22 protein-coding genes, 1 rRNA gene and 1 other annotated feature are annotated in these 26335 nt (G+C 44.8%); of the genes, 12 read left to right on the top strand and 11 right to left on the bottom strand.

Translation table 11 applies throughout. The features are described from left to right. The 4 genes from R7P80_RS22860 to rluD all read right to left on the bottom strand — a co-directional run. A 16S ribosomal RNA gene (locus tag R7P80_RS22860) occupies positions 1-172 on the bottom strand; the annotation flags it as partial. Between the two features lie 522 nt (positions 173-694). Then, on the bottom strand, positions 695-3268 hold the full coding sequence (gene clpB / locus R7P80_RS22855) for an ATP-dependent chaperone ClpB (protein WP_213869803.1): 2574 nt from the start codon (positions 3266-3268) through the stop codon (positions 695-697). Between the two features lie 144 nt (positions 3269-3412). Then, positions 3413-4141 (bottom strand): peptidoglycan editing factor PgeF, encoded by a 729-nt coding sequence (gene pgeF / locus R7P80_RS22850; protein ID WP_005381874.1) that lies wholly within the window; start codon positions 4139-4141, stop codon positions 3413-3415. Between the two features lies 1 nt (position 4142). Then, positions 4143-5120 carry a 23S rRNA pseudouridine(1911/1915/1917) synthase RluD gene (gene rluD, locus R7P80_RS22845; RefSeq protein WP_005381875.1) on the bottom strand — a complete coding sequence of 326 codons (978 nt, stop codon included), beginning with the start codon at positions 5118-5120 and terminating at the stop codon, positions 4143-4145. Between the two features lie 136 nt (positions 5121-5256). Between rluD and bamD the strand changes: the two genes are divergently transcribed. The 5 genes from bamD to yjjX all read left to right on the top strand — a co-directional run bounded on the left by bamD (position 5257) and on the right by yjjX (position 10246). After that, a complete protein-coding gene (gene bamD / locus R7P80_RS22840; RefSeq protein WP_225491969.1) occupies positions 5257-5985 on the top strand; it encodes an outer membrane protein assembly factor BamD in 729 nt (242 codons plus the stop codon). Positions 5986-6133: 148 nt separating this feature from the next. Then, positions 6134-7615 (top strand): lytic transglycosylase F, encoded by a 1482-nt coding sequence (locus R7P80_RS22835; protein WP_309473959.1) that lies wholly within the window; start codon positions 6134-6136, stop codon positions 7613-7615. Positions 7616-7940: 325 nt separating this feature from the next. Beyond that, on the top strand, positions 7941-8267 hold the full coding sequence (gene hpf, locus R7P80_RS22830) for a ribosome hibernation-promoting factor, HPF/YfiA family (protein WP_005381889.1): 327 nt from the start codon (positions 7941-7943) through the stop codon (positions 8265-8267). Positions 8268-8375: 108 nt separating this feature from the next. Beyond that, positions 8376-8497: a sequence feature (Phe leader region), on the top strand. A gap of 12 nt (positions 8498-8509) precedes the next feature. Continuing rightward, a complete protein-coding gene (pheA, locus tag R7P80_RS22825; RefSeq protein ID WP_017636154.1) occupies positions 8510-9688 on the top strand; it encodes a prephenate dehydratase in 1179 nt (392 codons plus the stop codon). 24 nt (positions 9689-9712) lie between these two features. Next, positions 9713-10246 (top strand): inosine/xanthosine triphosphatase, encoded by a 534-nt coding sequence (gene yjjX, locus R7P80_RS22820; RefSeq protein WP_225491970.1) that lies wholly within the window; start codon positions 9713-9715, stop codon positions 10244-10246. Between the two features lie 110 nt (positions 10247-10356). Here yjjX and trpR read toward each other — a convergent pair whose 3' ends face one another. Together trpR and sltY are read right to left on the bottom strand one after the other, a co-directional pair. After that, positions 10357-10665: a trp operon repressor gene (gene trpR, locus R7P80_RS22815; RefSeq protein WP_005381892.1), complete on the bottom strand. Its 309-nt coding sequence runs from the start codon at positions 10663-10665 to the stop codon at positions 10357-10359. A 13-nt stretch (positions 10666-10678) separates the two neighbouring features. Then, positions 10679-12625 carry a murein transglycosylase gene (sltY, locus tag R7P80_RS22810; protein WP_406707487.1) on the bottom strand — a complete coding sequence of 649 codons (1947 nt, stop codon included), beginning with the start codon at positions 12623-12625 and terminating at the stop codon, positions 10679-10681. A gap of 364 nt (positions 12626-12989) precedes the next feature. Here sltY and ettA point away from each other — a divergent pair, with 364 nt between their 5' ends. The 3 genes from ettA (at position 12990) to R7P80_RS22795 (ending at position 16288) form a co-directional block, all read left to right on the top strand. Further along, the gene (gene ettA / locus R7P80_RS22805; protein ID WP_213869800.1) at positions 12990-14657 is read left to right on the top strand and encodes an energy-dependent translational throttle protein EttA; all 1668 of its coding nucleotides are present in this window, start codon (positions 12990-12992) and stop codon (positions 14655-14657) included. Between the two features lie 230 nt (positions 14658-14887). Further along, positions 14888-15247 carry a PilZ domain-containing protein gene (locus tag R7P80_RS22800; protein WP_033906113.1) on the top strand — a complete coding sequence of 120 codons (360 nt, stop codon included), beginning with the start codon at positions 14888-14890 and terminating at the stop codon, positions 15245-15247. A 39-nt stretch (positions 15248-15286) separates the two neighbouring features. Next, complete coding sequence (locus tag R7P80_RS22795) at positions 15287-16288, top strand: M23 family metallopeptidase (RefSeq protein ID WP_005381900.1); 1002 nt, start codon at positions 15287-15289, stop codon at positions 16286-16288. A gap of 77 nt (positions 16289-16365) precedes the next feature. On the opposite strand, the gene tyrA is transcribed toward R7P80_RS22795, so the two are convergent. The 3 genes from tyrA to nagZ all read right to left on the bottom strand — a co-directional run bounded on the left by tyrA (position 16366) and on the right by nagZ (position 19782). Further along, positions 16366-17493, bottom strand: a complete 1128-nt coding sequence (tyrA, locus tag R7P80_RS22790; protein ID WP_005381901.1) for a bifunctional chorismate mutase/prephenate dehydrogenase — start codon at positions 17491-17493, stop codon at positions 16366-16368. 21 nt (positions 17494-17514) lie between these two features. Further along, positions 17515-18591, bottom strand: a complete 1077-nt coding sequence (locus R7P80_RS22785; RefSeq protein WP_005381904.1) for a 3-deoxy-7-phosphoheptulonate synthase — start codon at positions 18589-18591, stop codon at positions 17515-17517. Positions 18592-18798: 207 nt separating this feature from the next. Next, on the bottom strand, positions 18799-19782 hold the full coding sequence (gene nagZ / locus R7P80_RS22780; RefSeq protein ID WP_005381905.1) for a beta-N-acetylhexosaminidase: 984 nt from the start codon (positions 19780-19782) through the stop codon (positions 18799-18801). Positions 19783-19881: 99 nt separating this feature from the next. On the opposite strand from nagZ, the gene R7P80_RS22775 reads away from it, so the two are divergent. After that, positions 19882-20994 carry an anhydro-N-acetylmuramic acid kinase gene (locus R7P80_RS22775; RefSeq protein WP_158157247.1) on the top strand — a complete coding sequence of 371 codons (1113 nt, stop codon included), beginning with the start codon at positions 19882-19884 and terminating at the stop codon, positions 20992-20994. Positions 20995-21030: 36 nt separating this feature from the next. Then, complete coding sequence (gene murQ, locus R7P80_RS22770) at positions 21031-21960, top strand: N-acetylmuramic acid 6-phosphate etherase (protein WP_005381910.1); 930 nt, start codon at positions 21031-21033, stop codon at positions 21958-21960. Positions 21961-22011: 51 nt separating this feature from the next. Here murQ and R7P80_RS22765 read toward each other — a convergent pair whose 3' ends face one another. Next, complete coding sequence (locus R7P80_RS22765) at positions 22012-22284, bottom strand: hypothetical protein (protein ID WP_005381911.1); 273 nt, start codon at positions 22282-22284, stop codon at positions 22012-22014. Between the two features lie 115 nt (positions 22285-22399). Next, the gene (locus R7P80_RS22760) at positions 22400-22741 is read right to left on the bottom strand and encodes a DUF2799 domain-containing protein (protein WP_225491972.1); all 342 of its coding nucleotides are present in this window, start codon (positions 22739-22741) and stop codon (positions 22400-22402) included. Positions 22742-22981: 240 nt separating this feature from the next. Between R7P80_RS22760 and R7P80_RS22755 the strand changes: the two genes are divergently transcribed. Both R7P80_RS22755 and R7P80_RS22750 read left to right on the top strand, forming a co-directional pair. After that, positions 22982-24466 carry a carbon starvation protein A gene (locus tag R7P80_RS22755; protein ID WP_005381914.1) on the top strand — a complete coding sequence of 495 codons (1485 nt, stop codon included), beginning with the start codon at positions 22982-22984 and terminating at the stop codon, positions 24464-24466. Between the two features lie 193 nt (positions 24467-24659). Continuing rightward, on the top strand, positions 24660-26330 hold the full coding sequence (locus R7P80_RS22750) for a sensor histidine kinase (protein WP_005381915.1): 1671 nt from the start codon (positions 24660-24662) through the stop codon (positions 26328-26330). Positions 26331-26335 lie beyond the last annotated feature (5 nt).

Below are 26335 nucleotides of genomic sequence, written 5' to 3'. Positions count from 1 at the left end.
TTTCCAATGGTTATCCCCCACATCAGGGCAATTTCCTAGGCATTACTCACCCGTCCGCCGCTCGACGCCGTTATCGTTCCCCGAAGGTTCAGATAACTCGTTTCCGCTCGACTTGCATGTGTTAGGCCTGCCGCCAGCGTTCAATCTGAGCCATGATCAAACTCTTCAATTTAAGATTTTGTTCGGCTCAATGAATACTGAACATTCCTTTCGCTAATAAATAGCAGAAGTAATGTTTGAATTGACTGTGCTGAATCTTTCGATTCAATGGTCACTTCGTATCATTGAAACCTAATTTGAAGCCTAAGCTTCTAATTGGATTATCATCAACGAGTGCCCACACAGATTGATAGGTCTATATTTTTAAAGAGCACACTTCGAAGTTCTCTTCAAAGTGGACGGCTATTTTAGCTAGATAACTTATCGTGTCAAACACTTTTTTAAGTTATTTATCTGCGAGTTAATTTTAACTCACTAACCGTAGTTGTTTAGGTTCCGCTTCACTTGCTTTCCCGTGACAACGGAGGCGCATTATAGGGAGTTCATTAAAGAACACAAGTGCATTTTTTAAAAAAACTCACCTTTTTAGTTTATTCGTATAGAAAACAGACAAAAGACTATAAAAAACTATAGAAAAGGGGCCAAACGGCCCCTTTAGTGTGATTTTTATCTCAATTTTACTGTATCCATACAATTATTGATGAGCACAAATTTGGTCATTAGTAACAATTAGCTGCACTGTCTTGTCTGGAACGATTTCACCAGAAAGAATTGATTTGGCTAACGGGTTCTCGACATTCTGCTGAATTGCACGTTTTAAAGGACGCGCACCATACACAGGATCGAAACCAACTTGAGCGATCAAGTCGAGTGCTTTGTCGGAAACTTCTAGTTGATAGCCTTTCTCCTCTAGTCGTTTCGCCAAACGTTCCAATTGAATAGAAGCAATGGACTTAATGTGCTCTTGACCAAGTGGATGGAACACCACGATTTCGTCAACACGGTTCAAGAACTCTGGGCGGAAGTGTTTGCTAACCACATCCATCACTTCACTCTTGATACCTTGATAGTCTAATGTTGCGAAATTCTCTTGGATACGAGATGAACCCAAGTTAGATGTCATGATCACAACCGTATTACGGAAGTCAACAGTACGACCTTGACCATCCGTTAAACGCCCATCATCGAGAACTTGCAGCAGAATGTTAAATACATCCGGATGCGCTTTCTCTACTTCGTCTAACAAAATTACCGAATACGGCTTGCGACGAACCGCTTCAGTTAAGTAACCACCCTCTTCATATCCGACATAGCCTGGAGGAGCACCAACCAACCTTGCCACTGAGTGTTTCTCCATGAACTCAGACATATCGATACGGACCATCGCATCTTCACTGTCGAACATAAAGCTCGCAAGTGTCTTACAAAGCTCTGTTTTACCCACACCAGTTGGACCTAAGAATAAGAAGGAGCCAATTGGTCGGTTTGGATCAGAAAGCCCAGCTCGACTACGACGAATGGCATTCGATACAACAGAGACCGATTCGCTTTGCCCTACCACACGATTATGCAGCACGTCTTCCATACGAAGTAGTTTCTCTTTTTCCGCTTCTAGCATCTTGGATACCGGAATGCCGGTTTGCTTAGAAAGTACTTCTGCAATCTCGTTGTCGGTTACTTTATTACGCAATAGCGTCATTTCCTGCATTTCAGCTTGGGTTGCAAGATCTAACTGCTTCTCAAGTTCAGGAATACGACCATATTGAAGCTCCGACATACGGTTTAGATCGCCAGCACGGCGAGCAAACTCCATGTCCATACGAGCTTGTTCAAGCTCAGACTTAATATGTTGAGTGCCAGAAAGAGCTGCTTTTTCTGTATTCCAAACCTCTTCTAGTTCAGCGTACTCACGTTCTTTTTCATTGAGTTCTTCATTAAGCGCTTTCAAACGCTTTTCACTCGCTTCATCGTGCTCGTTACTTAGTGCTTGTTGTTCAATTTTGAGTTGGATGATTTTACGCTCAAGCTTATCCAAGGACTCTGGCTTAGAGTCAATTTGTAAACGAATGCTTGAAGCCGCTTCGTCAATCAAGTCAATCGCTTTATCCGGCAACTGACGGTCGGAGACATAGCGATGTGACAAACTCGCCGCAGCAACAATCGCTGGGTCGGTAATTTCGACGTGATGATGAAGCTCATAACGCTCCTTCAAGCCACGTAAAATCGCCACGGTATCCTCAACGGTCGGCTCATCCACCAGCACTTTTTGGAAACGACGTTCTAATGCTGCATCTTTTTCGATGTACTGACGATATTCATCCAATGTTGTTGCGCCAACACAGTGCAGCTCACCACGAGCTAATGCCGGTTTTAGCATGTTGCCCGCATCCATTGAGCCTTCACCTTTACCAGCACCGACCATAGTGTGTAGTTCATCAATGAAGAGGATGACGTTGCCTTCTTCTTTAGCAAGTTCATTCAATACTGATTTTAAACGCTCTTCAAATTCCCCACGGTATTTCGCGCCAGCAACCAGTGCGCCCATATCCAGTGATAGCACACGGCGACCACGCAGACCTTCAGGTACTTCATTGTTAACTATGCGCTGCGCTAAGCCTTCAACAATTGCTGTCTTACCTACGCCTGGTTCACCGATAATCACAGGGTTGTTTTTAGTACGACGCTGCAATACCTGGATAGTACGACGGATTTCATCATCACGGCCGATAACCGGATCCAATTTACCTTGCTCTGCACGTTCGGTAAGGTCTATGGTGAACTTTTCCAATGCTTGACGAAGCTCTTCTGCATTCGGATCATTGACCTTTTGACCACCTCTGATCTTTTCGATTGCCTGGCTGACTTTTTGCTCTGTTAAGCCGATCTCTTTGAGCAATTGCCCCAATGGTCCGCGATCTTCTAAAGCGGCAAGCAGGAAGACTTCAGACGAGATATAGGAGTCTTGACGCTTTTGCGCCACTTTGTCACACAGGTTAAACAATGTGCCCATCGAGCTAGAGAGCTGAACATCCCCACCGATGCCACTGACTTTTGGTAATCGATCTAACATTTCACTCAATTTAGAGCGTAAATGCGTTACGTCCACATCCAGCATAGTAAGCAATGGACGAATTGGACTGCCATTTTGATCAAGCAAAGCCACCATGAGGTGAACTGGCTCGATATATTGATGATCGCGCCCTAACGCTAGTGATTGAGCATCAGAGATAGCGATTTGAAACTTACTTGTGAATCGATCAAGACGCATATCTACCTTCCTAACCTCAACTAAAGGAAATTCTTTTGACAGTTAGAAAGATGGATACTCGGGTGGGGAATTTCAAGGGAGTGAATGAATAAAGATAGCTTTGCAAAAATAGTAGTATGCATCTTAGCACTTTGGTGCTTATAGCTAGTCTTCGATCCAAATAAAGGTTGCTTGTCGACCAGTCTTACCATCACGGCGATAAGAGTAAAAAGAGGCTTTATCTTGGTAAGTACAAAGTCCAGAATCAAACACTTGTGTCACACCAGCCCGGTTTAGACGTTGCGTTGCCAGCACCGACATGTCAGCAAACCATTTACCGTCGATATCGCGCGGAGCAAATGCTTGATTCGCCTGTGAATCAAAATCAACAAAAGCTTGCAGAACATCTTCACCCACTTCGAAGGCTTGAGGGCCAATGGCGGGGCCAAGCCACGCTATCACTTCACCAGAAAACAACGCTAACGCATTTTCGACAATGCCATTTGCTAAGCCGCGCCAACCTGCGTGAACAGCGGCTACTTGCGTACCTTGTGTATTAGTCAATAATACAGGTAAACAATCGGCGGTCATCGCTGAACAAACAACATGGCTTGAAGAAGTAAATACACCATCCGCATCAAGCACCTGTGTTGTTGGTTCATTTGCTTGAGCCACAACGGTTGAATGCGTTTGGTTTAACCAGATTGGCGCATTTGGCATGCTTGCCTGTTGCGCCAACCAAGCTCGGTTCTTCTCTACTAAAGACAAATCATCCCCAACGTGAGTACCTAAATTTAGCCCTTGGTAAGGGCCTGTCGAAAATCCGCCTATGCGTGTTGAGGCGAAAGCTTTGACATTTTTAGGCGCTGGCCAGTTCGGAATGATCGTCTTCATATTAGAATTCTTCCGGTAAGCCGTGCTCTTCTGTATCTTGACGAAGCGCTTCAGTCATCACAACCATGTCATCAGGCACTGGAGCATGAAACTCAAGAACTTCGCCCGTAATTGGGTGCTCAAAGCGCAGCATTACTGCGTGCAATGCTTGGCGATCGAAGCCCCGGATCATTGCCGTTAGCTCTTCAGACGCACCTGTCGGGATGCGAGCACGTCCACCATATGCAATATCACCGAGCAGCGGATGCTGAAGATAAGACATGTGCACACGAATCTGGTGCGTACGACCCGTTTCTAGACGCAAACGAATACGCGTGTGTTCGCGGAAGCGTTCAGCAACACGGTAGTGCGTTACTGCTGGTTTGCCCATTGGTGCCACCGCCATAAGCGTGCGCTTAGTAGAGTGACGACCAATAGGTTGATCCACTTTACCGCCCGCAGTCATACGACCAATAGCGATCGCTTCGTACTCACGAGTAATATTACGTTTTTGCAGTGCGCGAACCAGACGAGTTTGTGCAGGAACGGTTTTCGCCACCACCATCAAACCCGTTGTGTCTTTATCCAAACGGTGCACGATACCTGCACGAGGTACTTCTGCAATATCAGGGTAATGATGCAACAACGCATTAAGCACAGTGCCATCAGGCGTACCAGCGCCCGGATGAACCACAAAGTCACGAGGTTTGTTGATAACGATAATATCTTCATCTTCATAGACGATATCTAGCGGGATATCTTGCGCTTCCCAGCGTTCTTCATCTTCTAACTCGGCTTGCAATGTAATTTCCTCGCCACCCATTACTTTGGTACGAGGTTTAGTGACAACTTCACCATCAACTTGAACTTTCCCATCAAGCAGCCACTCTTTTAGGCGCGAGCGAGAGAAGTCCGCGAATAATTCGGCGATAGCTTGGTCTAAACGTTGACCTAACTGGCTATCTTTTACGGTATTTGTTAATACAATCTGCTGAGCCATATCGAACTTTTTTAAAAACTGTGAGACTAATGCTCACGACTGTGAAAAAATAGACTATTACGTCATTGTATCTGTTACTGGAAAGAAAGTAACGGCAGCTTAAGAAATATTTAGATTCAAGGAACAGACTCCTGATATGAAACGTCAGACTTTAACAGGCCTTTTAGCGGTATCCCTTCTGTTTGGATGTGCAAGCAAAGAAGAAATCGTTCCTGATGTGCCGCCTTCGGAACTGTATGCAGACGCACAGATTTCTCTTCAAAGTGGTAATTGGCTTTCTGCAATTGAGAAACTGGAAGCATTAGACTCACGTTACCCATTCGGTGCCTACTCTGAACAGGTGCAGCTTGACCTAATCTATGCGTACTACAAAAACGACGACCTTGCTTTGGGCTTGGCAACCATTTCTCGCTTTATGCGTTTAAACCCAACCCATGAAAAGATGGATTGGGTGCTGTACATGCGAGGTCTAAGCCACATGGCGCAAGATCGTAACTTTATGCATGATTTATTCAGCGTAGATCGAAGCGATCGCGATCCTGAACCGGTAAAAAAAGCGTTTGATGACTTCAAAAAACTACTTCAACGTTACCCGAATAGCCCATATGCAGAAGATTCACAAAAACGTATGGTCGCGCTGAAAAACCGTCTAGCGAACTATGATTTAGCGACTGCTGACTTCTACCTTCGCCGTGAAGCTTGGGTCGCTGCTATTAATCGCAGCCAAGAGCTACAAAAATCGTATCCAGACACAGAAGCTGCACGTAAGTCACTGACTATCCAGCTAGAGGCCTACAAGCAACTTGGTTTGGAAGACGCCGTAGCAAGAACTGAAAAGCTTATAGAGCTCAACCCTGTGAAGTAATTGAACTTGCTTTAAACTGAACCGCCACCGTTTTTACCGTGGCGGTTTTTTACTACTCTCAATAGTGTATTCAGCCCTTTCTTGATGATCTTCCTAGCTCCACATATGCTTAAAGTTCTCCTCCCCCCTTTATAAAAAGGATGTGAACGTGACGATATCTAAGCTTTGCGCAGTTATGCTGCTCCTATTGTCTGCTTCCGTTTGCGCACTGCAAATCTCGCCGCTCAAACAGCCTCCTTATACTGGGGACCTCGATGTCATCAAGGAGAAGAATGTACTGCGCGTCTTAGTTTCTGCTGATTTAGGCTTTTACTACATTGAGGGCGGCACACCAAAAGGCATAGGCGCGGAATTGCTGGCGCATTTCGAAAAAGACCTTCGTAAACTCAAACCAAAGCTTAACGTACAAATTATTCCTGTTGCCCGCGACCAGCTACTGCCAGCCTTAGAAAACGGTTCAGGTGACTTAGTTGTCGCCAACCTGACTATTACCGACACGCGCAAACAGAAAGTGGAGTTCAGTTCACCCATTCTCACTGACATTCAAGAGTGGGTAGTGACAAACAAAAGCACACCAACGATGACGAAAATCGAACAACTGAGCGGCAAAGAGATTTGGGTGCGCGCCAGCTCTAGCTACTTTGAAAGCATTCAGACACTAAATAAGAAACTAAACAAAAAAGGCTTACCGCCTGTTATCGTGCACTTTATTGAAGAAACACTTCAAGATTATGAGCTGGTCGGAATGCTCAACAATGGTTACGTCAAAGCCATTGTTCTCGATAGCCATAAAGCCAAGCTTTGGCTGAAAGTGATGGATGATATTCGGGTGCACAAAAAAATCCCTATCCGCAAAAATGGCAAAATTGCTTGGGCAATGCGAGAAAATAGTCCCAAATTAAAAGCCGTCGTGAATAAGTTCATCCAGAAGTCTCGCTCTGGGACACTACTCGGTAACGTTATTTACGGTAAATACATCGATAACACGGGATGGTTGAACAGAGCTCTTAACCCTAAGAAAATTGCTCAACTAGAAAAACTCGCAGCGCTATTTTCACGCTATGGTGAGAAATACGATATCGACTATTTACTGATCGCTGCAATCGCTTACAAGGAATCAGGATTTAATAACGACCTAGTTGGAAGCCGAGGTGCCGTTGGCATAATGCAAGTCCTACCCAGCACCGCTCAAGATCCGAATATCAATATCAAAAATGTTCGACAATTAGAAAACAACATTCATGCTGGAGTGAAATACTTAGCTTTTTTGCGTAAGCAGTACTTCAGTGATCCTGATATTACTGCACAAAATAAACTCTACTTTACATTGGCGGCTTACAATGCGGGCCCCGGCAATGTAGAGCGTATTCGTAAGCGTGCAGCCCAACAAGGTTACGATCCTAATGTTTGGTTTAATAACGTGGAAGTCGTTATGCGGAAAAGTTTAAGCTCAACGGTTGGGTACGTCACAAGCATTAATCGCTACTACATAATATACAAACAACTAGAAAGTTTGGACCAAGTCAAAAGTCTAGAAAGGGTTTCACTAGCCCCAAAAGACCCCATTTTCATGATACCGCTACGAAAAGTCAGCCAAATGCCAGACAGTAAAAAGCCGCTTGTACAGTAAGCGGCTTTTTAAATGGATTCATTGGAAAGACTCAGTGATCGTCATCACACCTTACGTGTAGTTAAATTTTAACCACCTCAAATATTAGGCCGTAAAACTTCCCTAAAAACGAGGCCGTTTTCAGCTGAGTACTCTATTCAATCTACGGATTTACTAACCGATAACAAGCAATTTCACGATAAATCTCAGAAGTTCTTGAGTGAGATCACATTCATTTTTCATCATAAAAAACCCGAGCAAAATAATGATCTGAATCACATTTTTTTATGCTTAAAGCGGTAATCTGAACTCAACCCATGAGGGATGCAACAGAGGAAAAACACTTATGACAATGAATATCACTGGCAAAAACATCGAAATCACCTCTGCAATCCGAGCTCATATTGAGAGCAAATTTAAAAAACTGGAGAAATGGCAAGTAGACCTAATTGGTTGCCAAGCAACTTTCAGTGAGGAACCAAACAAACAGAAGAAATTCGAAGCGGTTATCAAAGTTCCTAAAGGCCAGCTCATTGCCTCAGCAACTCACGAAGATCTTTACGCAGCTATCAACGAAGTGGAGCAAAAACTAGAACGACAATTGAACAAGCTGACCCACAAACCTGAAGCTCGACGTGCAAGTAAGCCTGAGCTAGTGGAAGAAGAAGAGTAAACTGAACAGATTGAGGAAATAGCGCCGAAAGGCGCTATTTTTTTGCTTGACGCTCTCCCCAGCCTTGCTTATTGTGTTTAAACACTCATAAATTAAGCACTATTTATGCATTTAACCTCACTGTTTATTTTTGACTTCTTTTTCCTCCCATAGTTGGAGGGGCGAACTCGTTTGTGAAAGAAAAGTCAAAAACAAACAGAAAGCCTCCCAAATCGGGAGGCTTTTTTATAAGGAAAGAATTGATGACTGACCAACCTATTTCCCTCGAAGAAATTCGTTTACGCTTGAATGAGTTGGATGACCAACTTCTCAGCTTATTGTCTGAGCGCCGTAAACTCAGCATTGAAGTAGCCAAAAGCAAAGTACAAACCTCAAAGCCTGTTCGCGACGCCGTCCGTGAACAGCAATTATTGGTCAAGCTGATTTCTAATGGCCAAGATAAATACGAACTTGACGCGCAGTACATCACCAAACTTTTCCATACCATCATTGAAGACTCAGTTCTGCTTCAACAAAGTTATCTGCAAAATCTCGTTAACCCACAGCAAAGCCGTAAGCCACTTGCTCGCGTCGCTTTTTTAGGAGCCAAAGGCTCTTATTCGCACTTGGCAAGTCGCGAATACTTCAGTCGTAAAAATACGGAGCTTATCGAGCTCAACTGCGAGCACTTTAAAGAAGTGACTCAAACGGTTGAATCTGGCCATGCTGATTATGGCGTTCTGCCAATCGAAAACACCAGCTCAGGCTCTATTAATGAAGTGTATGACTTACTACAACACACGACGCTTTACATCGTTGGAGAGCTAACTCAACCAATCGAACACTGCTTGGTTGCGAAAAAAGACATTCGTCTGGAAGATATTAAAACGCTGTATTCTCACCCTCAGCCACACCAACAGTGCAGTGAGTTTTTAAGCCGTATGAAAGGGGTAAAGCTGGAGTCCTGCGCGAGCACAGCAGATGCAATGCAGAAAGTCCAAGAGATGGATCGTGATGATGTGGCTGCAATTGGTAATGCATCAAGCGGTAAGCTATATGGCTTGCAAGCAATTCAAGGCAACATCGCAAACCAAACCGAAAACCATACTCGCTTTATCGTGGTTGCTCGTAAACCGGTTGAAGTTTCTACTCAGATTCCAGCAAAAACCACATTGATCATGTCGACCTCCCAAGAGGCAGGCTCATTGGTTGAAACACTATTAGTGCTGCAACGTTACGGCATCAATATGACCAAGCTGGAATCACGCCCAATTATGGGGAACCCGTGGGAAGAGATGTTCTACGTAGACTTGACATCACATCTTGCTTCGACAGAAATGCAACAGGCACTTGAAGAGCTAACAAAAATCACTAAGCACTTGAAAGTATTAGGCTGTTACCCGAGTGAGAACGTAAAGCCTACGCAAGTAAAATTGAGTTAATAGACACCAGTGAGTAAAAAGATCATGGCAACCCCAAAAGTCGTAATCGCATCGCTAAACCCAGCCAAAATTAATGCAGTTCAAAGTGCATTTCGTAATGCATTTCCGCATCAAGAGTTCAACTTCGTTGGCATCAGTGTACCGAGTGAGGTCGCAGATCAGCCCATGACGAATGAAGAAACTCATCGTGGTGCGCTAAACCGCGTTAAAAACGCAAAAGTAGAGATGCCAAACGCGGATTACTATGTCGGTCTCGAAGCGGGAATTGAAGCAAACGTGACGTTTGCTTGGATGGTGGTTGAGTCAGAGACTCACCGCGGTGAATCTCGTTCTGCAAGCTTAATGTTGCCGCCAAAAGTCTTGGAAAAACTCAAGGATGCGAATGAGTTGGGAGATGTAATGGACAAAGTGTTTGGTACTGATAACATCAAACAGAAAGGTGGCGCTATTAGCCTACTAACCCAAAACCAGCTAACTCGAAGCTCGGTCTATCACCAAGCCTTGATTCTGGCTTTGATTCCATTCACAAACCCTGAGCACTTTCCTTCAAATTTATAACACTCAGCCTATTCTCTAGATACGCAAAAGGGCGGATATTTCCGCCCTTTGTAATACGTTATCTTAGTCAATTGTAACACCAAGGCCTAAAAGCAAATTGGATATACTGTCTACTTAGATACCGCAACTTGTTCTAACAAGACTTTCAACTTGTCTTTTTCTTCATCAGATTTCGACTTTAGTTCGTTAGAACCACGAGTAATGGTGGCAATGCCCACACCAAGCATCTGACTGATCTGACGTTGAGATAATTCTCCTTTAAGAAGTTCGTTAATTATATTAACGCGTGATATTAATGACTCTCTCTCATCACGTGACATCAGCATTGTTAACAGCATGTCATCTTGCTGGGTGCCCATACTTGTTCGAATTAGCTCAATAATCTGTTGCCAGTCTTTGTACTCGGGTTCGTGCGACATCAAGTTACCTCACTCAATACTTGGTATTGATCTCATGTTGATTCAAGAACGCGCCATCGATACCCAAAAGATCACGATAGTATGTTTCAAACATCAAGATGTTTTGTACATAACCGCGCGTCTCTTTAAATGGAATTGCCTCAATAAAGGCATAAGCATCCACTTTTCCTTGGGTACGCTCTCGCCACGTTTTTACTCTGTTAGGACCTGCATTATAAGCAGCAAGAGCAAAAATACGATTATTATCGTAATCCTCTAATAAACCTTGCAAATAATGGCTACCAATTTCGATATTTTTTCCTACATTGTAGAGATCCTGCGTACCTTGATAACTCAACTTATATTTACGTGCCGTGTACTTCGCCGTCGCAGGCATGATCTGCATAAGACCACGAGCGCCAACTGGAGAGCGGGCTTCAACATCTAACGCACTTTCCTGTCGAGCGAGAGACATCATCGTGACGGGATCAATGTTGTGCTTTTTCGCATAAAAGTTAAACCACCAGCGGTGTGCTATTGGGAACCTAAGTTCGATATTATCCCACATCTGCGCTTGAATACTCGCGGTCACCGTTAGGTGATGCCAACGTTTAAATGATGCATAAGCCGCCAACATCGTCTTTTCATCTTTCCCTACGCGGCGCAGTAAGTGTGCCCATTCACTCTTCGCTGCTGCGATTTTATCCGTCGCGATCAACTCTTCGATACGAGCTAACGAGTCTTGATAGGGTTGAACAACTTTCTTATCCAACTTAACCGTATGCGTTGGGTATTTGATTGATTGCCCGATTGCATTGGCGGCAGCCACACTGTAGAAGTTTCGTTGCCCAAGCAGAGTTGCTAAACGCTGTTTCCCCGCGATGTCATCACCTAACGCTATTTCACTTCTTCCAAGCCAATATTGCCAGCGTAGCGTGGCTTGTTCTTCTTTATTTAGAACAGCAATCCACTCTTGTACGCCTTTCCAATCTGCATTTTGAATCGCTAAGCGGATGCGCGTTTCAATCAACGGTAAGTACTGACTGGTTTTCGTTTTATCATCGCGCCATTTAGCTAATGACTCAGACTCCGTACGAGTCAATCGAAATGCAATATAGTCGGCAAGTTCTTGCGCTTTTTCTGGAGAAAACTTCTGTCCTTTAATGACGGCATCGTACGCACCTTGTGCTTGGCTAGTGTTCATACGAGCCAACTTTTCTAACGCATATTCACTTTGCGCTCGATTAAAATCATTCGCAGGTTTTTTCTTCGCGAATTCCGCAACACTTGCAGGATTATCAAACAACGCTTTCATTTCTTTGGCTTGTTGCTTTGCCTGCGCTGATTTAGGCAGTTTGAGCAAGTAACTCATCAAACCGCCATTACGAGCATCAAACGCCAGTAACATACGCTGTAGAATCAGTTCATCGGTACGCTCACCCGCCGTGTCCCATGCTGCAAATAATGGGTCACACTCATCAGCAATGCTGATGCCACGTAACCACATATGTTCAGCCCCTTTAAACGCCGCGACTTTCTTGCCTTGCTTTAACTGAGCTACGTAGAAAATACATTGGTAACGCTCACCACTAGGAATGACTTTTTGAAACTCAGTAATGGTTCTCCAATCTTTTTGCTTATAAAGATGATTGAGGTATGGAGCGCGAACTCGACGAGAAAATGGAAAAGACTCGTGCTCAGAAATAAACTCGTTCACCTGTTGTGGTGACTTTTCCGGTAACTGTCTAATAAAAGTGCGGTAATCCACATAAGGCGTTAGTGGATAGTCAGAAATTTTAGGACGAATCGAAAGGTATCCGTCGATGTCATTTTTATCTAATAAATCTTGAGCTTGCTCATATACTTCGCGCTGCTTTTCCAAACTCAGCGCGGCATTAGCACTCAAACTCATAGCACACAACGCGGCGGCGCAGCATACGTTTTTAGCCAATTCAGATACGTTGAATCTCATTTGTGTCATTTTCCCCAGACATATACTGCCCTAAAGCCTAGTTTTGTTAGAGTTCATGTGATGTTAAGGCAATTTTCACACATGCATCTATTTACACAGAATGCAGATGTCCATGTAAAGCAACTTAGTGTATTAAAAATTGTACTCGTCAAACTTTTAAGACGATGGAGACAAAGCGTTTCTAACTCGCATAGAAAACACTTCGTCATTCTTAACGAATAACAAAAGTGTATACCCTAACCGTGTAAGTTTCCGGTCAGCTCAAAATAAGGAATCCATTCGTTAGGGAAATTCTTGCAATGCGGTAACAAAAACAAAGCACTTGGTATAAAATGATGGGTTTGAATGACAGTTAATTTAGGAACGATCGGCAATGGCTGAATACGTATATACCATGTCGCGGGTGAGCAAAATTGTGCCACCTAAGCGTCAAATTCTTAAAGACATCTCTCTGAGCTTCTTCCCTGGTGCGAAAATCGGTGTTTTAGGTCTGAACGGTGCAGGTAAATCCACACTGCTACGTATCATGGCAGGTATCGACACGGATATCGACGGTGAAGCGCGTCCACAACCTGGTCTAAACGTAGGTTACCTACCTCAGGAACCAATATTAGACGAATCAAAAACCGTTCGTGAAGTTGTTGAAGAAGCGGTTGCTGACGTTGCTGACGCTCTGAAACGTTTGGACGCAGTCTACGCAGCATACGCTGAACCAGATGCAGACTTCGACGCACTTGCAAAAGAGCAAGGCGAGCTAGAAGCCCTTATCCAAGCGAAAGATGGCCACAACCTAGAAAATGCGCTTGAGCGTGCAGCAAACGCACTACGTTTACCTGAATGGGACCAAAAAATTGCGCACCTATCAGGTGGTGAACGCCGCCGTGTGGCTATTTGTCGCTTGCTACTTTCTAAGCCAGACATGCTACTGCTTGATGAACCTACCAACCACCTAGATGCAGAATCAGTGGCTTGGCTAGAGCGCTTCTTAGTGGATTACACAGGTACCGTAGTAGCCATCACCCACGACCGTTACTTCCTAGATAACGCTGCGGGCTGGATCTTAGAACTGGACCGTGGTGAAGGTATCCCATGGGAAGGCAACTACACCTCATGGCTGGAGCAAAAAGACGCTCGTCTACAACAAGAAGCCTCCCAAGAGAGTGCTCGCCAAAAGACTATCGAGAAAGAGCTTGAGTGGGTACGTAAAAACCCTAAAGGTCGTCAAGCGAAGTCAAAAGCACGTATGGCTCGCTTTGAAGAACTGCAAAGCTCTGATCACCAAAAACGTAATGAAACCAATGAACTGTTTATCCCACCTGGTGAGCGTCTAGGTGATAAGGTTATTGAAGTGAAGAACCTGACTAAGTCATTTGACGGTCGAGTTCTAATTGATGACCTGTCATTCAGCATCCCTAAAGGTGCAATTGTTGGTATCATCGGTGCTAACGGCGCAGGTAAATCGACGCTATTCAAGATGTTAAGTGGTACTGAACAACCAGACTCGGGCACAATTGAGATGGGCGATACAGTAAAACTAGCATCTGTCGATCAGTTCCGTGACAGCATGGACGATTCTAAAACCGTATTCCAAGAGATCTCTGAAGGTGCTGATATCATTAAGATCAACAACTTCGAAATCCCAGCTCGTGCATACTGTTCACGCTTTAACTTTAAAGGCAGTGACCAACAAAAGATTATTGGTGAACTATCGGGTGGTGAGCGTAACCGTGTCCACCTTGCGAAGCTGCTTAAAGCGGGCGGTAACGTGTTGCTACTCGACGAACCAACCAACGACCTTGACGTTGAAACACTGCGTGCTCTAGAAGAAGCGTTACTAGAGTTCCCTGGTTGTGCAATGGTTATCTCGCACGACCGTTGGTTCCTTGACCGTATCGCTACCCACATCATTGACTACCGTGACGAAGGCCAAGTTAACTTCTACGAAGGTAACTACACAGAGTACATGGATTGGTTGAAGAAAACATTGGGTCCTGAAGCCGCAGAACCACACCGTATCAAATACAAGCGTATTGCGAAGTAATCGCAACCCACAAAGTTTGATTGTAATTTGTACAAAGGCCGCTATCATAGCGGCCTTTGTTTTCTTTGTTATAAAAAGAGCTCATTAGCCCGTCTCGTTCGTTAAGAACATGACATAGCACTTACGTCACTCTGTAGCGACCTCGACACTTTTCAAACAACAATCGAACATTTTTTGTTCGTATTGATATACTATTCAATTCTGTTTGACGACCTGACGAGAATATTCATATGACAGAGAGACGACGCTTTTCACGTATTCTCCATCAAGCTCCAGCTAAGATAGAACAACGTGACTTGGCAATTGAAGCTAGGATTCAAGATCTTTCCTTGCATGGTTTACTCATGAAAGTGGAAGAGACTGAGGCTTTGGATCCAACCCTTCCAGTCCATGTGACTTTTTCATTTGATCAATCCGAACAAGTGATTACGTTAAAAGCGCAAGTTGTGGATCTCTCTAAGTGTGAGATTAGGTTGAAGATCGCTAAGATAGACATCGAAAGCATTAGCCAACTAAAACGATTTATAGAATTGAATGTAGGCAATAACGACCTTCTGAATCGAGAGTTAGAGCACCTCTCTGGTTTTTAGGAGAAAAATAAATGAACGCCTATTTAAGTAACAATAACTATGTCTAAAAAAATCATCATGCAGATCCCGACGAAAGACGGCGATCAGCAGTTCTATTTGGGCCGCAGTTCGGTCCTAGCAGTATTTGCTTCAGTATTGGCATTACCCGCCGTCGTTGGTGGCGCGTGGTACCTTAATCAGCAGCAGATGCACAATAAAGACGAACTAACACAAATCATCGCCAAACTGGAAAGTGAAAAGGCCGAAGTGACGGCTCTTTACGAAGAACAGCTTGATACCAATCATTCGCTTTCCCAGTCTTTGACGGACAAAAACAATCAAATTCAGCTATTGGGCAAACGGGTATTCGACGTTGAATCGGTTTTAGGTCTCGCAGACGAAGAGTTGATGATCGATGAGAACAGCATGGGGTTAGAGGAGCGAATTGACGCAGCCGCTATCGATTCTGCTGTTCGCGCGACGATGTTCCGTTTGATACCAAATGACAGCCCAGTCACATACCAACGTATTTCTTCTTCTTACGGCAGTCGTATTAATCCGATTTCAGGTAAGAGGCATGTTCATACTGGTATCGATCTGACTTGTAAAAGAGGAGAAGAGATCCTGGCACCGGCTGACGGTGTGGTGGAAACCGTTCGCCCGAGCAATCGTGGTTATGGTAACTATGTCACCATTCGTCACTCATTTGGCTTTATGAGCTCCTTTGCTCATCTACAACGCTTCAAAGTGAAAAGCGGTCAGTTTGTTAGTAAAGGCGACATCATTGCTCAATGCGGTAACTCTGGCAACTCCACGGGGCCACACTTGCACTATGAAGTACGCTTCCTCGGACGAGCACTCAACCCTCAATACTTAATGGAGTGGACGCCAGAAAACTTCAATGACGTCTTTGAAAAAGAGAAAAAAGTGAAATGGGGACCTTTGGTTCAATTGATTGATAACGTTGTACGCCTACAAGTCAATTTAACCAATTCACCCTATCGCGATACCAGTATCAACACAGTATCAAGTGAAGATACGAGTAATACTGCGACGAACTGATTTGTCCATCAACACGAAAAAGAGCAGCTTACGCTGCTCTTTTTGTTTCGGACTCTGCACGGCTAAATGACCCGTGATTAGCCGCGATGAATATTATCATTCGCCTGTTTGAGTAAGTTTTGGCTCTCATTCATAAATTGTTGAGAATAAGTACCAAACCAATCACTCACCTGCTTAAAGCTTTCGATGAATCGCGCTTTGTCTCTGCTATCCAGAATCGCTACTGCATCACCTAAACGCTGATGGAATCGCTTGATCATATCGATATTCTCTTGAGAAGAGAAAATGATATCACCGTACAAGTTCGGATCCTGACCAAACAGTCGTCCCACCATCGCCAATTCAAGGCGGTAGATTGGCGAGCTTAACTTCAACAACTGATCGATGTTCGGATTCTCTTTGCTAAGGTGCATACCGTAAGCAAACGACGTGAAGTGGCGCAGCGCCTGAATCAACGTCATGCCATGATCGTGCTCTTGTGCATCGATTTGGCACAAGCTTGCGCCCCAAATCCCAAACTGTTGCAATAGCCATTGGTAATGCTCGTGACCACGGCCATCACAGTACACAATAACCTGCTTGGCAAGGCTCGGAACATCTGGGCCAAACATTGGGTGTAAACCAACTACAGGACCTTGGTGCACATTCAACATTGCTTGCAGAGGCTTCGATTTGATAGAAGTCAGGTCACACAGAATACAGTCTTGCGGCAAGTTCCCCAGTTTTTCGATCACCCCTTCCGTTAGATGAATCGGCACCGTGACCACGACTAAACCCGCGTTGTCTAGAATCTCATCCGCATGATCCCAGTCTTTACTACCGAGAACTTTGACCTGGTAGCCCGACAATTTGAACATACGCCCAAACAGGCCACCCAATTGACCATTACCACCAATAATAACAACTGAGCGTAAATCAGGGTTCAAACACTTAAAACCGGAATCTTTCTCGCTGGCATAAGACTCACGCATTGTTCGACGCAGAATATCTTCAATAAGCTGTGGAGGAATTCCCATTTTTTCAGCTTCAGCGCGACGAGAAGCTAACATCGCCGCTTCGCGGTCTGGAGCATAAATTGGCAAACCATGTTCGCTTTTTACTTCCCCAACTTTCTCTACGAGCGCTAAACGCTGAGCCAATAGCTCCAACATTTGCTTGTCGACTGCATCAATCTGATCGCGTAATGCGTTAAGTTCAACTGCCATTGATGTTCCTTAAATCCTGTATTAATTAGCCTTTAGACGATTTTCTAAGAAAGGCACTAGCTCTTCATGTGCATGACGTAATAGTGCCTCAGTTGAATCCCAATTGATACATGCGTCAGTGATAGATACACCGTATTTCATCTCTTCAAGAGCTAAGTCAGAAGATTGATTTCCTTCATTGATATGGCTTTCAATCATAAGACCGATAATAGATTTATTGCCTTCACGGATTTGATGAATCACATCCTCCGCGACTAATGGCTGGCGACGGTAATCTTTACGTGAGTTGGCGTGACTGCAATCCACCATTAATGAAGCATCAAGACCAGATTTCGCCATCTCTTGCTCACACTCAGTGACTGATACCGAATCGTAGTTAGTTTGCTTGCCGCCACGTAAGATCACATGTCCATTAGCATTGCCCTGGGTGGTCAACAGTGCGACTTGTCCCTCACGGTTAATTCCCATAAAACGGTGGCTAGAGGACGCAGCTTGCATCGCGTTAATTGCGGTTGCCAAACTGCCATCGGTGCCATTCTTAAAACCGATTGGCATAGACAGGCCGCTTGCCATTTCACGGTGAGTTTGTGACTCCGTCGTACGAGCACCGATGGCTGCCCAGCTAAAAGTATCCGCCAAGTATTGTGGGCTAATTGGGTCTAGAGCCTCAGTCGCGAGCGGGATTTCCATCTCTGCCAACTCCACCAGAAGTTCGCGTCCAACATGCAGACCGTGTTCAATATCGAAACTGCCGTCTAGGTGTGGGTCATTGATCAGGCCTTTCCAGCCGACCGTGGTGCGCGGCTTCTCAAAGTAAACACGCATAACAATATACAGTTGGTCACTTAGTTGTTCAGAGAGTGCTTTAAGTCGCTTTGCGTAATCCTTCGCCGCTTCTACGTCGTGGATAGAACATGGACCGCATACAACAAGCAGGCGGTGATCCTTCTTGTGAATAATATTAGCGATAGTTTGACGAGACTCTTGAATAAAGCGACGTGCTTTTTCACTCAAAGGAAGCTTGGTTTTTAGTTCCTCCGGAGTAATAAGAACCTGTTCTTCGATAATATTAATATTGCTCAACTCACTTTTCTGCATAACTCTAACCTGTATATTTATTTTTACACCCAACCAAACCTTTGGTGAGACAACTAAGCTTTAACGACAAGATAACAGGCTAAAAAAGAAAAACAAGCGTACACAATAAAAAACATTTAGTGTAAACTTAGGTTTACAGTCAAATAAAAAGCCAAAGTATAATTAACTTTGGCTTCTCATCGCTGTTTTGAATCTTTTACAAGAGGTTTAGCTAGTCAAGCGTTTCATCGCTTCACTCGCCGCTTTCCACTCTTGAGATAGCTTAAGTTCGCTTGGAGAAAATGACTGTTTTTTCAGTAATCCATCCGCGAGTGGCACGGTTGAAACCGGTAAGTTGTCTAATACCTCAACGTGCGCTTCTCGTTTATTACACATTAACAACATATCGCAACCAGCTCTCAATGCTTGAGCACCTCGCTCGGCTGGGCTGCCCATAATCGCAGCGCCTTCCATGGTCAAGTCATCCGAAAAAACCAAACCTTTAAAACCCAATTGCTGACGCAGGACCTGTTTTAACCAGTATTCAGAACCGCTGGCTGGTTGAGCATCATAATGTGGGAAAATCACGTGAGCAGGCATCATGGCATCTAAAATACCGGCATCAATTTGCGCTTTGAAGATCGCCATATCTTGTTCAAAAATATCACTGCGCTCGTCGTATGGTGTTTCTAGATGTGAGTCTGCAATCACGCCACCATGTCCAGGGAAGTGCTTGCCTGTCGTTGCCATGCCAACACTCTTCATTCCTTGCATATAAGCAGTGCTATAGCGAAGAATGGTATCGGCATCTTCACCGAATGCACGGTTACCGATCGCTTTACATTGATGGCCTTGGTCAAGTACCGGGGCAAAGCTTAAATCAATATCATGGGCAATCAGCTCTGCTGCCATTAACCAACCGCCCATACGAGCAAGCTCTTCACCATTTTGATGTTTAGCGTACTCATCAGCAGCAGGAATTAATGAGAAACCTTCACGAAAGCGCTGCACTCGGCCGCCTTCTTGATCCACACCGATCAAAAACGGGCGCTTAGCCGCCTTTCGGATGGATTGAGTAAGTGCTTGAAGCTGTTCGCTATCATGATAGTTGCGGGCAAATAGAATTAAGCCACCAACCGTAGGATGCTCCAAGATTTCTTTGTCTTCAGCGGTCAGTTCATACCCCGCAACGTCAACCCATAACGGTCCCATGTTTTCTCCTCAAAATCGGCTGAATATCTCGTATTCGATGAGGTTATTCGCTTCAGATTTGCTTTACAATAAGTGAATGAAGAATTGACGAGATCGGCTATGAAATTTAACGAACTGTACATTGGTGTGATGTCTGGAACGAGTATGGATGGTGTTGATACCGCTCTAGTTGAAATAAGCGATGAGCACGTTCGCCTGATTGCGCACGACGACTACCCAATGCCCGCAGCACTAAAAGACATGCTGTTATCTGTTTGTACCGGTCAAGCAACAAATTTAAAAGCCATAGGTGAACTTGACCACCAGCTCGGCCACCTATTTGCAGATGCCGTGTTACAGCTGCTCAATAAGTCTGGTTACGTCGCAGAGCAAATTCGTGCGATTGGTAATCACGGTCAAACAGTGTTCCATCAGCCTACCGGAAACTTGCCGTTTACCACTCAATTGGGCGATGCCAACATTATCGCGGTCAAGACAGGCATTGATACGGTAGCGGATTTTCGTCGTAAAGACATGGCGCTAGGTGGACAAGGTGCCCCACTCGTCCCTGCTTTCCATAAAAGCATTTTTGCGATGCAGGATTCCACAACTGTGGTACTTAACATTGGAGGCATTGCCAATATCTCGGTACTGCATCCAGAACAACCAGTCATTGGCTATGACACAGGCCCGGGCAATATGTTGATGGACGCATGGTGTGCGCTGCATACTGGGCAAAGCTTCGACGAAGATGCACAATTTGCACTTAAAGGAACGGTAAACGCTACTTTGTTGACTCAATTACTCAAAGAAGCTTACCTCGCCATGCCTGCCCCTAAAAGTACCGGGCGAGAACTGTTCAATATTGACTGGCTGCATCTACAACTGGCCCATCACAATTTACCAATCGAAGACGTACAACGTACACTTTGCGAGTATTCTGCAATTACCATTGCCAACGAAGTCGACAAGTTTTCTCATGGCATCACACCTCAACTATTGGTCTGTGGCGGTGGAGCAAGAAACCCGCTTTTGATGCAACGACTGGCCAAGTTATTGCCACAATGGAGCGTTGCGACAACGGCAGAAAAAGGTGTTGATGGCGACTACATGGAAGCAATGGCGTTTGCTTGGCTTGCGCAGCGCCATATTCACGGCCTCCCTAGCAACTTACCGGAAGTTACGGGGGCAAGTCGTCTCGCTTCACTGGGTGTACTCTATTCAAAAAATTAAGGGCAATAGATCCTAAACAAAAAGGCTTAATTCATTATGACGAACGATGCACTTATCGCAGCTTTATCCCATCTGGTATCTGAAGGGCGAAATCCAGACACCATGGACATCGACTTGCTGCCTTCTCTCGATATTGTTCAACGCATCAACCAACAGGACAAACTCGTTCCTCTTGCCGTTGAAAAAGTATTGCCTGAGATCGCTGAAGCCGTTGATAAGATCACGGAAGCATTTAAGGTCGGAGGTCGGTTGTTTTACATCGGTGCGGGTACCAGTGGTCGACTTGGCGTTTTGGACGCTTCAGAATGCCCACCAACTTTTGGCACAGATCCAGAGATGGTCGTTGGTATTATTGCCGGTGGAAAAGAGGCAATGTTCCGTGCAAAAGAAGGGGCGGAGGACGACCCTACATTAGGCGAGCAAGATCTTAAAGAGAATACGCTAACACAACGCGATGTCGTCGTTGGTATTGCGGCAAGTGGACGAACACCTTACGTGATTGGTGGCTTAGAGTATGCGAACGAGCTTGGTGCCACCACTGTAGCACTATCTTGTAACCCTGACTCTCCGATTGCAGATATTGCTGATATTGCGATTAGCCCCGTTGTTGGACCTGAAGCGTTAACGGGATCCACTCGCTTAAAATCAGGGACGGCACAAAAACTCGTACTAAACATGCTCACTACCGCAAGCATGATTCGCCTGGGCAAAAGTTATCAGAACTTAATGGTAGATGTGAAAGCGACGAATGCAAAGCTAGTTGCAAGAGCGGCTCGTATTGTTATGCAAGCAACAGATTGTACTAACCAAGAGGCTAAAACGGCGCTCAAAGAAACGGACTACGACGCCAAGTTAGCGATTTTGATGATTTTAACCGGGCTGGATAGAGAAAGCGCGACTGAGCAACTGAACGCCAAGCAAGGATATTTAAGAAAAGTCGTGATCGCGCAAACTAATCAATCTTAATCAATAAAGCGCCTCACTTATTTAAAAGTCAGGCGCCTTTTATGGCTTAATTTAGTAGTTCAATCGTTCAATGTGAGTAATACCGACTTTACCTTCAAGGTCACTGAACATATGAACCATTGCTGGGTATGGTTGTGCTCCAGGGTAGACAACTTCTGCATTACAGAAAAACGCATAGTTTTGTCCGGCTACGACTTGAGTAGCCACAACCAAAGGGGAGTATTTGACACCGACAAACCCCTCGATACCTTTAGCAAATACTTCTTTATTCTCTGCTGTGAGTTCATGAAATGGACTCCAGCCACCAGCCATTTGCGTTGACATAATGTGATTCCTTTTTTTGCTGTGCTCACTATCAATCAATATGAACATAGTTTAATAAGGAAGATTTTGCCACATTTATGTGATGCAGACAGTGTAACAACGGCTTTATTGACTATTAATTTGAGTATTCATTCCAACCACGTTGCCATTCCATGCGGAATTTTTGCGATTGCTCAGTACCTTCACAAACCCCTTCGTAATACTGACCAGATAACCCCATTTGATACGCAAAAGCAGGATTACAGTACTCACGTAAACCTTCTAAATAACCTTGGTCGTAGTCACTTTGCTTAACACTACCCAACTCACGAAGCTCGCTCATCGTGCGCGATGTGTGTCCGGTTATGCCATCTTGATATCCGATCTGATGCCAATCTCCCGACTTGGCAAGATCTGCTGTCGTTGCTGTGCATCCTGCAAGTAAAGCCAGTGCCAGACCTACCGTTACCTTTTTCATGGTTCTTCCTTAAGTAATTGTTTTCAAAAATAAGCTTACCACTAATTATTGGCGCTTGCCGCTGAGCTTGCAGATTTAACCACTGATGACTCAAATCAGCCGCTCAAGCAGCATATCGACCACTCAGTGCTCTATTCGACCACTCATCTACTAACCGAATGCATTTAACACAAGTGACGCATAACATGCATCCTGAGATTAAAAAATTACCCTACCCAACTAAGACCAAGGACAATTGCTATGATGTGGTTTCTAACCTGTGTCGCAGCCCTAATCGGCGGATACTTCATCTACGGCGCTTTCGTCGAGAAGATTTTCGGCATCAATGAAAAACGCCAAACGCCAGCTCACACCAAATCGGACGGTGTTGACTTCGTTCCAATGTCAACAAAGAAAGTTTACCTAGTTCAACTACTTAACATCGCAGGTGTTGGTCCAATTTTTGGCCCGATCATGGGGGCACTATACGGTCCTGCGGCGATGCTTTGGATTGTAGTCGGTTGTATTTTTGCTGGTGCAGTACACGATTACTTCTCAGGCATGCTTTCAGTGCGTAACGGCGGTGCATCTGTACCTACCATTACAGGTCGCTACCTAGGTAATGGCGCAAAACACTTTATGAATATTTTTGCCATTGTCCTATTGCTTCTAGTTGGCGTAGTGTTCGTTTCAGCCCCTGCTGGCATGATTACTAACCTCATCAATGATCAAACAAGCTTGAGTGTAAGCATGACAACGATGGTTATTGCTATCTTTGCTTACTACATCATTGCGACGATTGTTCCTGTCGATAAAATCATTGGTCGTTTCTACCCACTGTTTGGCGCCCTACTTATCTTTATGTCTGTTGGCCTAATGACAGCCGTTGCTTTCTCTAGCGAACACACAGTAATGGGTGACTTCCAAGTTTCGGACATGTTCTCTAACCTCAACCCAAATGACATGCCGTTATGGCCTGCATTGTTCATCACTATCGCATGTGGCGCTATCTCTGGCTTCCACGCAACTCAGTCTCCACTGATGGCGCGTTGTATGGAAAATGAGAAAAACGGTCGCTTCGTATTCTACGGTGCAATGATTGGTGAAGGTGTTATCGCGCTAATTTGGTGTGCTATCGCTCTGTCTTTCTTCGGCTCTCTAGACGCTCTATCAGAAGCTGTGAAAAACGGTGGTCCTGGTAACGTGGTATACAGCGCATCATTTGGTCTGCTAGGTGTGTTCGGTGGTATCCTTGCGTTCCTGGGGGTGGTTATCCTACCAATTACGTCTGGCGATACAGCGTTCCGTTCAAGCCGCTTGATCCTTGCTGAATACTTCAACATGGAACAAAAAACGCTACGTAACCGTCTACTGATGGCACTTCCACTGTTCGTTATCGGCGGTATCTTAACTCAAGTAGACTTCGGCATTATCTGGCGCTACTTCGGTTTTGCAAACCAAACAACAGCGGTAATGATGCTTTGGACTGCGTCCGCTTACCTACTGCGTCACAACAAGCTGCACTGGATTACCACTATCCCAGCTATCTTCATGACCACGGTATGTGTCACGTTCATCTTAAACAACAGCTCGCTAGGTTTTGGTCTGCCAATGCAACTATCAACTATCGTAGGTATTGTGTTTGCCCTAGCTGTGACAGGTTACGTTATCAAAACCTCTAAGGGTAAAGGTGAAACTGAACTGGCTGACGAAGAGAAACCACAAGCCGTATCAGAAACAGCGTAATACTCGTCACATCTGAGTGACTAAGATAGGAGCCTGCCAATTGCAGGCTCTTTTTGTTTTATACCCAAGTCACTTTAAGACTCAGAAAGCACAGCGCAGCATCATTTACTTAGCTGTTCTTATCTATCTGAGCCAAGCATCTTGAGGTTACTTAGGTATACAATAACAACATTGATTCTAGGTTAGGTTCACTATGGAACTGGTCATCTCCCTTTTACAACAGATGTGTGTGTACTTAGTTTTGGCTTACATGCTAAGTAAAACGCCAATCATCTTACCTTTGCTGAGTATTTCTTCGCGCTTAAGCCACCGCCTAATTTGTTACGTACTCTTCTCTGGCTTTTGTATTCTCGGCACCTATTTCGGTCTGCACATCAACGATGCTATTGCCAATACTCGTGCGATCGGCGCAGTTATGGGCGGGCTGTTTGGTGGACCTGTTGTAGGTTTCGCCGTCGGATTTACTGGTGGCATCCATCGATACTCTCTTGGTGGCTTTACTGACCTAGCCTGCGCAATTTCAACCACCGCCGAGGGCGTAATTGGTGGCTTGCTCCACGTTTACCTTATCAAGCGAAATAAAGGCGCATTGCTGTTTAATCCAAGCGTCGTATTCAGCGTCACGTTTGTTGCAGAAGTGGTGCAAATGATTTTGCTGCTCGCCGTCGCGAAACCTTTTGATCAAGCCTATGAACTGGTGTCCGCTATTGCAGCGCCTATGATCATCGCGAACTCATTTGGTGCGGCGTTGTTCATGAGTATCCTGCAAGACAGAAAAGCAATCTTTGAAAAGTTTTCTGCGACGTTTTCGCGTCGAGCGCTCACCATTGCTGATCGCTCAGTGGGAATTCTAAGCAACGGCTTCAACACCGAAAACGCAGAGAAAATCGCACGTATTATTTACGAAGAAACCAAAGTGGGCGCTGTCGCGATTACTGACCAAGAAAAGATCTTGGCGTTTGTGGGCATTGGCGATGATCACCATAAACCGAACACGCCGATTTCATCGCAAAGCACATTAGACTCCATGGAGAAAAACGACATCATTTATCTTGATGGTGCGGAGCGTCCATACCAATGCTCCATTGCAAAAGATTGCAAGCTCGGATCTGCGCTGATCATCCCACTGCGTGCAGGGAAAGAGGTCATTGGTACCATAAAGCTGTATGAACCGAAGCGTAAATTGTTCTCGACGGCCAACATGTCGATGGCGGAAGGAATAGCCCAGCTTCTATCTAGCCAAATCCTTTATGGCGATTACCAACAACAACAAGCCTTACTCGCCCAAGCAGAAATAAAATTGCTTCACGCTCAGGTGAATCCACACTTTTTGTTTAATGCTCTCAATACTATTAGTGCGATTACTCGTCGTGACCCTGACAAAGCGCGCGAGCTAATCCAAAATCTATCGCACTTCTTCCGCAGCAATTTAAAGCAGAACATTAATACCGTGACGCTAAAGGAAGAGCTTGCACATGTGAACTCGTACTTGAGCATCGAAAAAGCGCGTTTTACGGACCGCTTAGAGGTTGAAATCGATATTCAACCTGAATTGCTGGACATCAAATTACCAAGCTTTACACTCCAGCCTTTGGTTGAGAACGCCATTAAACATGGAATTTCAAACATGCTTGAAGGTGGTAAAGTTCATATATACAGCGAAGCACACCCACAAGGTCACTTGATTACCGTCGAAGACAACGCAGGCAGTTTTGAACCGCCAAAAGAAAACCACTCAGGGCTAGGTTTAGAAATTGTCGACAAACGTCTCACTAATCAATTTGGACGTGATGCAGCGCTAAAAATTACGTGCGAGCCACATCAATTTACTAAAATGAGCTTTATCATTCCCCCAAAATCATAAAAGCA

The sequence above is a fragment of the Vibrio sp. 2092 genome (assembly GCF_033339635.1).
Lineage (GTDB): Bacteria > Pseudomonadota > Gammaproteobacteria > Enterobacterales > Vibrionaceae > Vibrio > Vibrio alginolyticus.
This window is presented reverse-complemented; position numbering and strand designations above follow the sequence as displayed.

What these genes read in the sequence shown, in the direction of transcription:
- clpB (WP_213869803.1), bottom strand. Translation starts at nt 3,268, where the DNA reads ATGCGTCTTGATCGATTCACAAGTAAGTTTCAAATCGCTATCTCTGAT.
- pgeF (WP_005381874.1), bottom strand. Translation starts at nt 4,141, where the DNA reads ATGAAGACGATCATTCCGAACTGGCCAGCGCCTAAAAATGTCAAAGCT.
- rluD (WP_005381875.1), bottom strand. Translation starts at nt 5,120, where the DNA reads ATGGCTCAGCAGATTGTATTAACAAATACCGTAAAAGATAGCCAGTTA.
- bamD (WP_225491969.1), top strand. Translation starts at nt 5,257, where the DNA reads ATGAAACGTCAGACTTTAACAGGCCTTTTAGCGGTATCCCTTCTGTTT.
- hpf (WP_005381889.1), top strand. Translation starts at nt 7,941, where the DNA reads ATGACAATGAATATCACTGGCAAAAACATCGAAATCACCTCTGCAATC.
- pheA (WP_017636154.1), top strand. Translation starts at nt 8,510, where the DNA reads ATGACTGACCAACCTATTTCCCTCGAAGAAATTCGTTTACGCTTGAAT.
- yjjX (WP_225491970.1), top strand. Translation starts at nt 9,713, where the DNA reads ATGGCAACCCCAAAAGTCGTAATCGCATCGCTAAACCCAGCCAAAATT.
- trpR (WP_005381892.1), bottom strand. Translation starts at nt 10,665, where the DNA reads ATGTCGCACGAACCCGAGTACAAAGACTGGCAACAGATTATTGAGCTA.
- sltY (WP_406707487.1), bottom strand. Translation starts at nt 12,625, where the DNA reads ATGACACAAATGAGATTCAACGTATCTGAATTGGCTAAAAACGTATGC.
- ettA (WP_213869800.1), top strand. Translation starts at nt 12,990, where the DNA reads ATGGCTGAATACGTATATACCATGTCGCGGGTGAGCAAAATTGTGCCA.
- R7P80_RS22800 (WP_033906113.1), top strand. Translation starts at nt 14,888, where the DNA reads ATGACAGAGAGACGACGCTTTTCACGTATTCTCCATCAAGCTCCAGCT.
- R7P80_RS22795 (WP_005381900.1), top strand. Translation starts at nt 15,287, where the DNA reads ATGTCTAAAAAAATCATCATGCAGATCCCGACGAAAGACGGCGATCAG.
- tyrA (WP_005381901.1), bottom strand. Translation starts at nt 17,493, where the DNA reads ATGGCAGTTGAACTTAACGCATTACGCGATCAGATTGATGCAGTCGAC.
- R7P80_RS22785 (WP_005381904.1), bottom strand. Translation starts at nt 18,591, where the DNA reads ATGCAGAAAAGTGAGTTGAGCAATATTAATATTATCGAAGAACAGGTT.
- nagZ (WP_005381905.1), bottom strand. Translation starts at nt 19,782, where the DNA reads ATGGGACCGTTATGGGTTGACGTTGCGGGGTATGAACTGACCGCTGAA.
- R7P80_RS22775 (WP_158157247.1), top strand. Translation starts at nt 19,882, where the DNA reads ATGAAATTTAACGAACTGTACATTGGTGTGATGTCTGGAACGAGTATG.
- murQ (WP_005381910.1), top strand. Translation starts at nt 21,031, where the DNA reads ATGACGAACGATGCACTTATCGCAGCTTTATCCCATCTGGTATCTGAA.
- R7P80_RS22765 (WP_005381911.1), bottom strand. Translation starts at nt 22,284, where the DNA reads ATGTCAACGCAAATGGCTGGTGGCTGGAGTCCATTTCATGAACTCACA.
- R7P80_RS22760 (WP_225491972.1), bottom strand. Translation starts at nt 22,741, where the DNA reads ATGAAAAAGGTAACGGTAGGTCTGGCACTGGCTTTACTTGCAGGATGC.
- R7P80_RS22755 (WP_005381914.1), top strand. Translation starts at nt 22,982, where the DNA reads ATGATGTGGTTTCTAACCTGTGTCGCAGCCCTAATCGGCGGATACTTC.
- R7P80_RS22750 (WP_005381915.1), top strand. Translation starts at nt 24,660, where the DNA reads ATGGAACTGGTCATCTCCCTTTTACAACAGATGTGTGTGTACTTAGTT.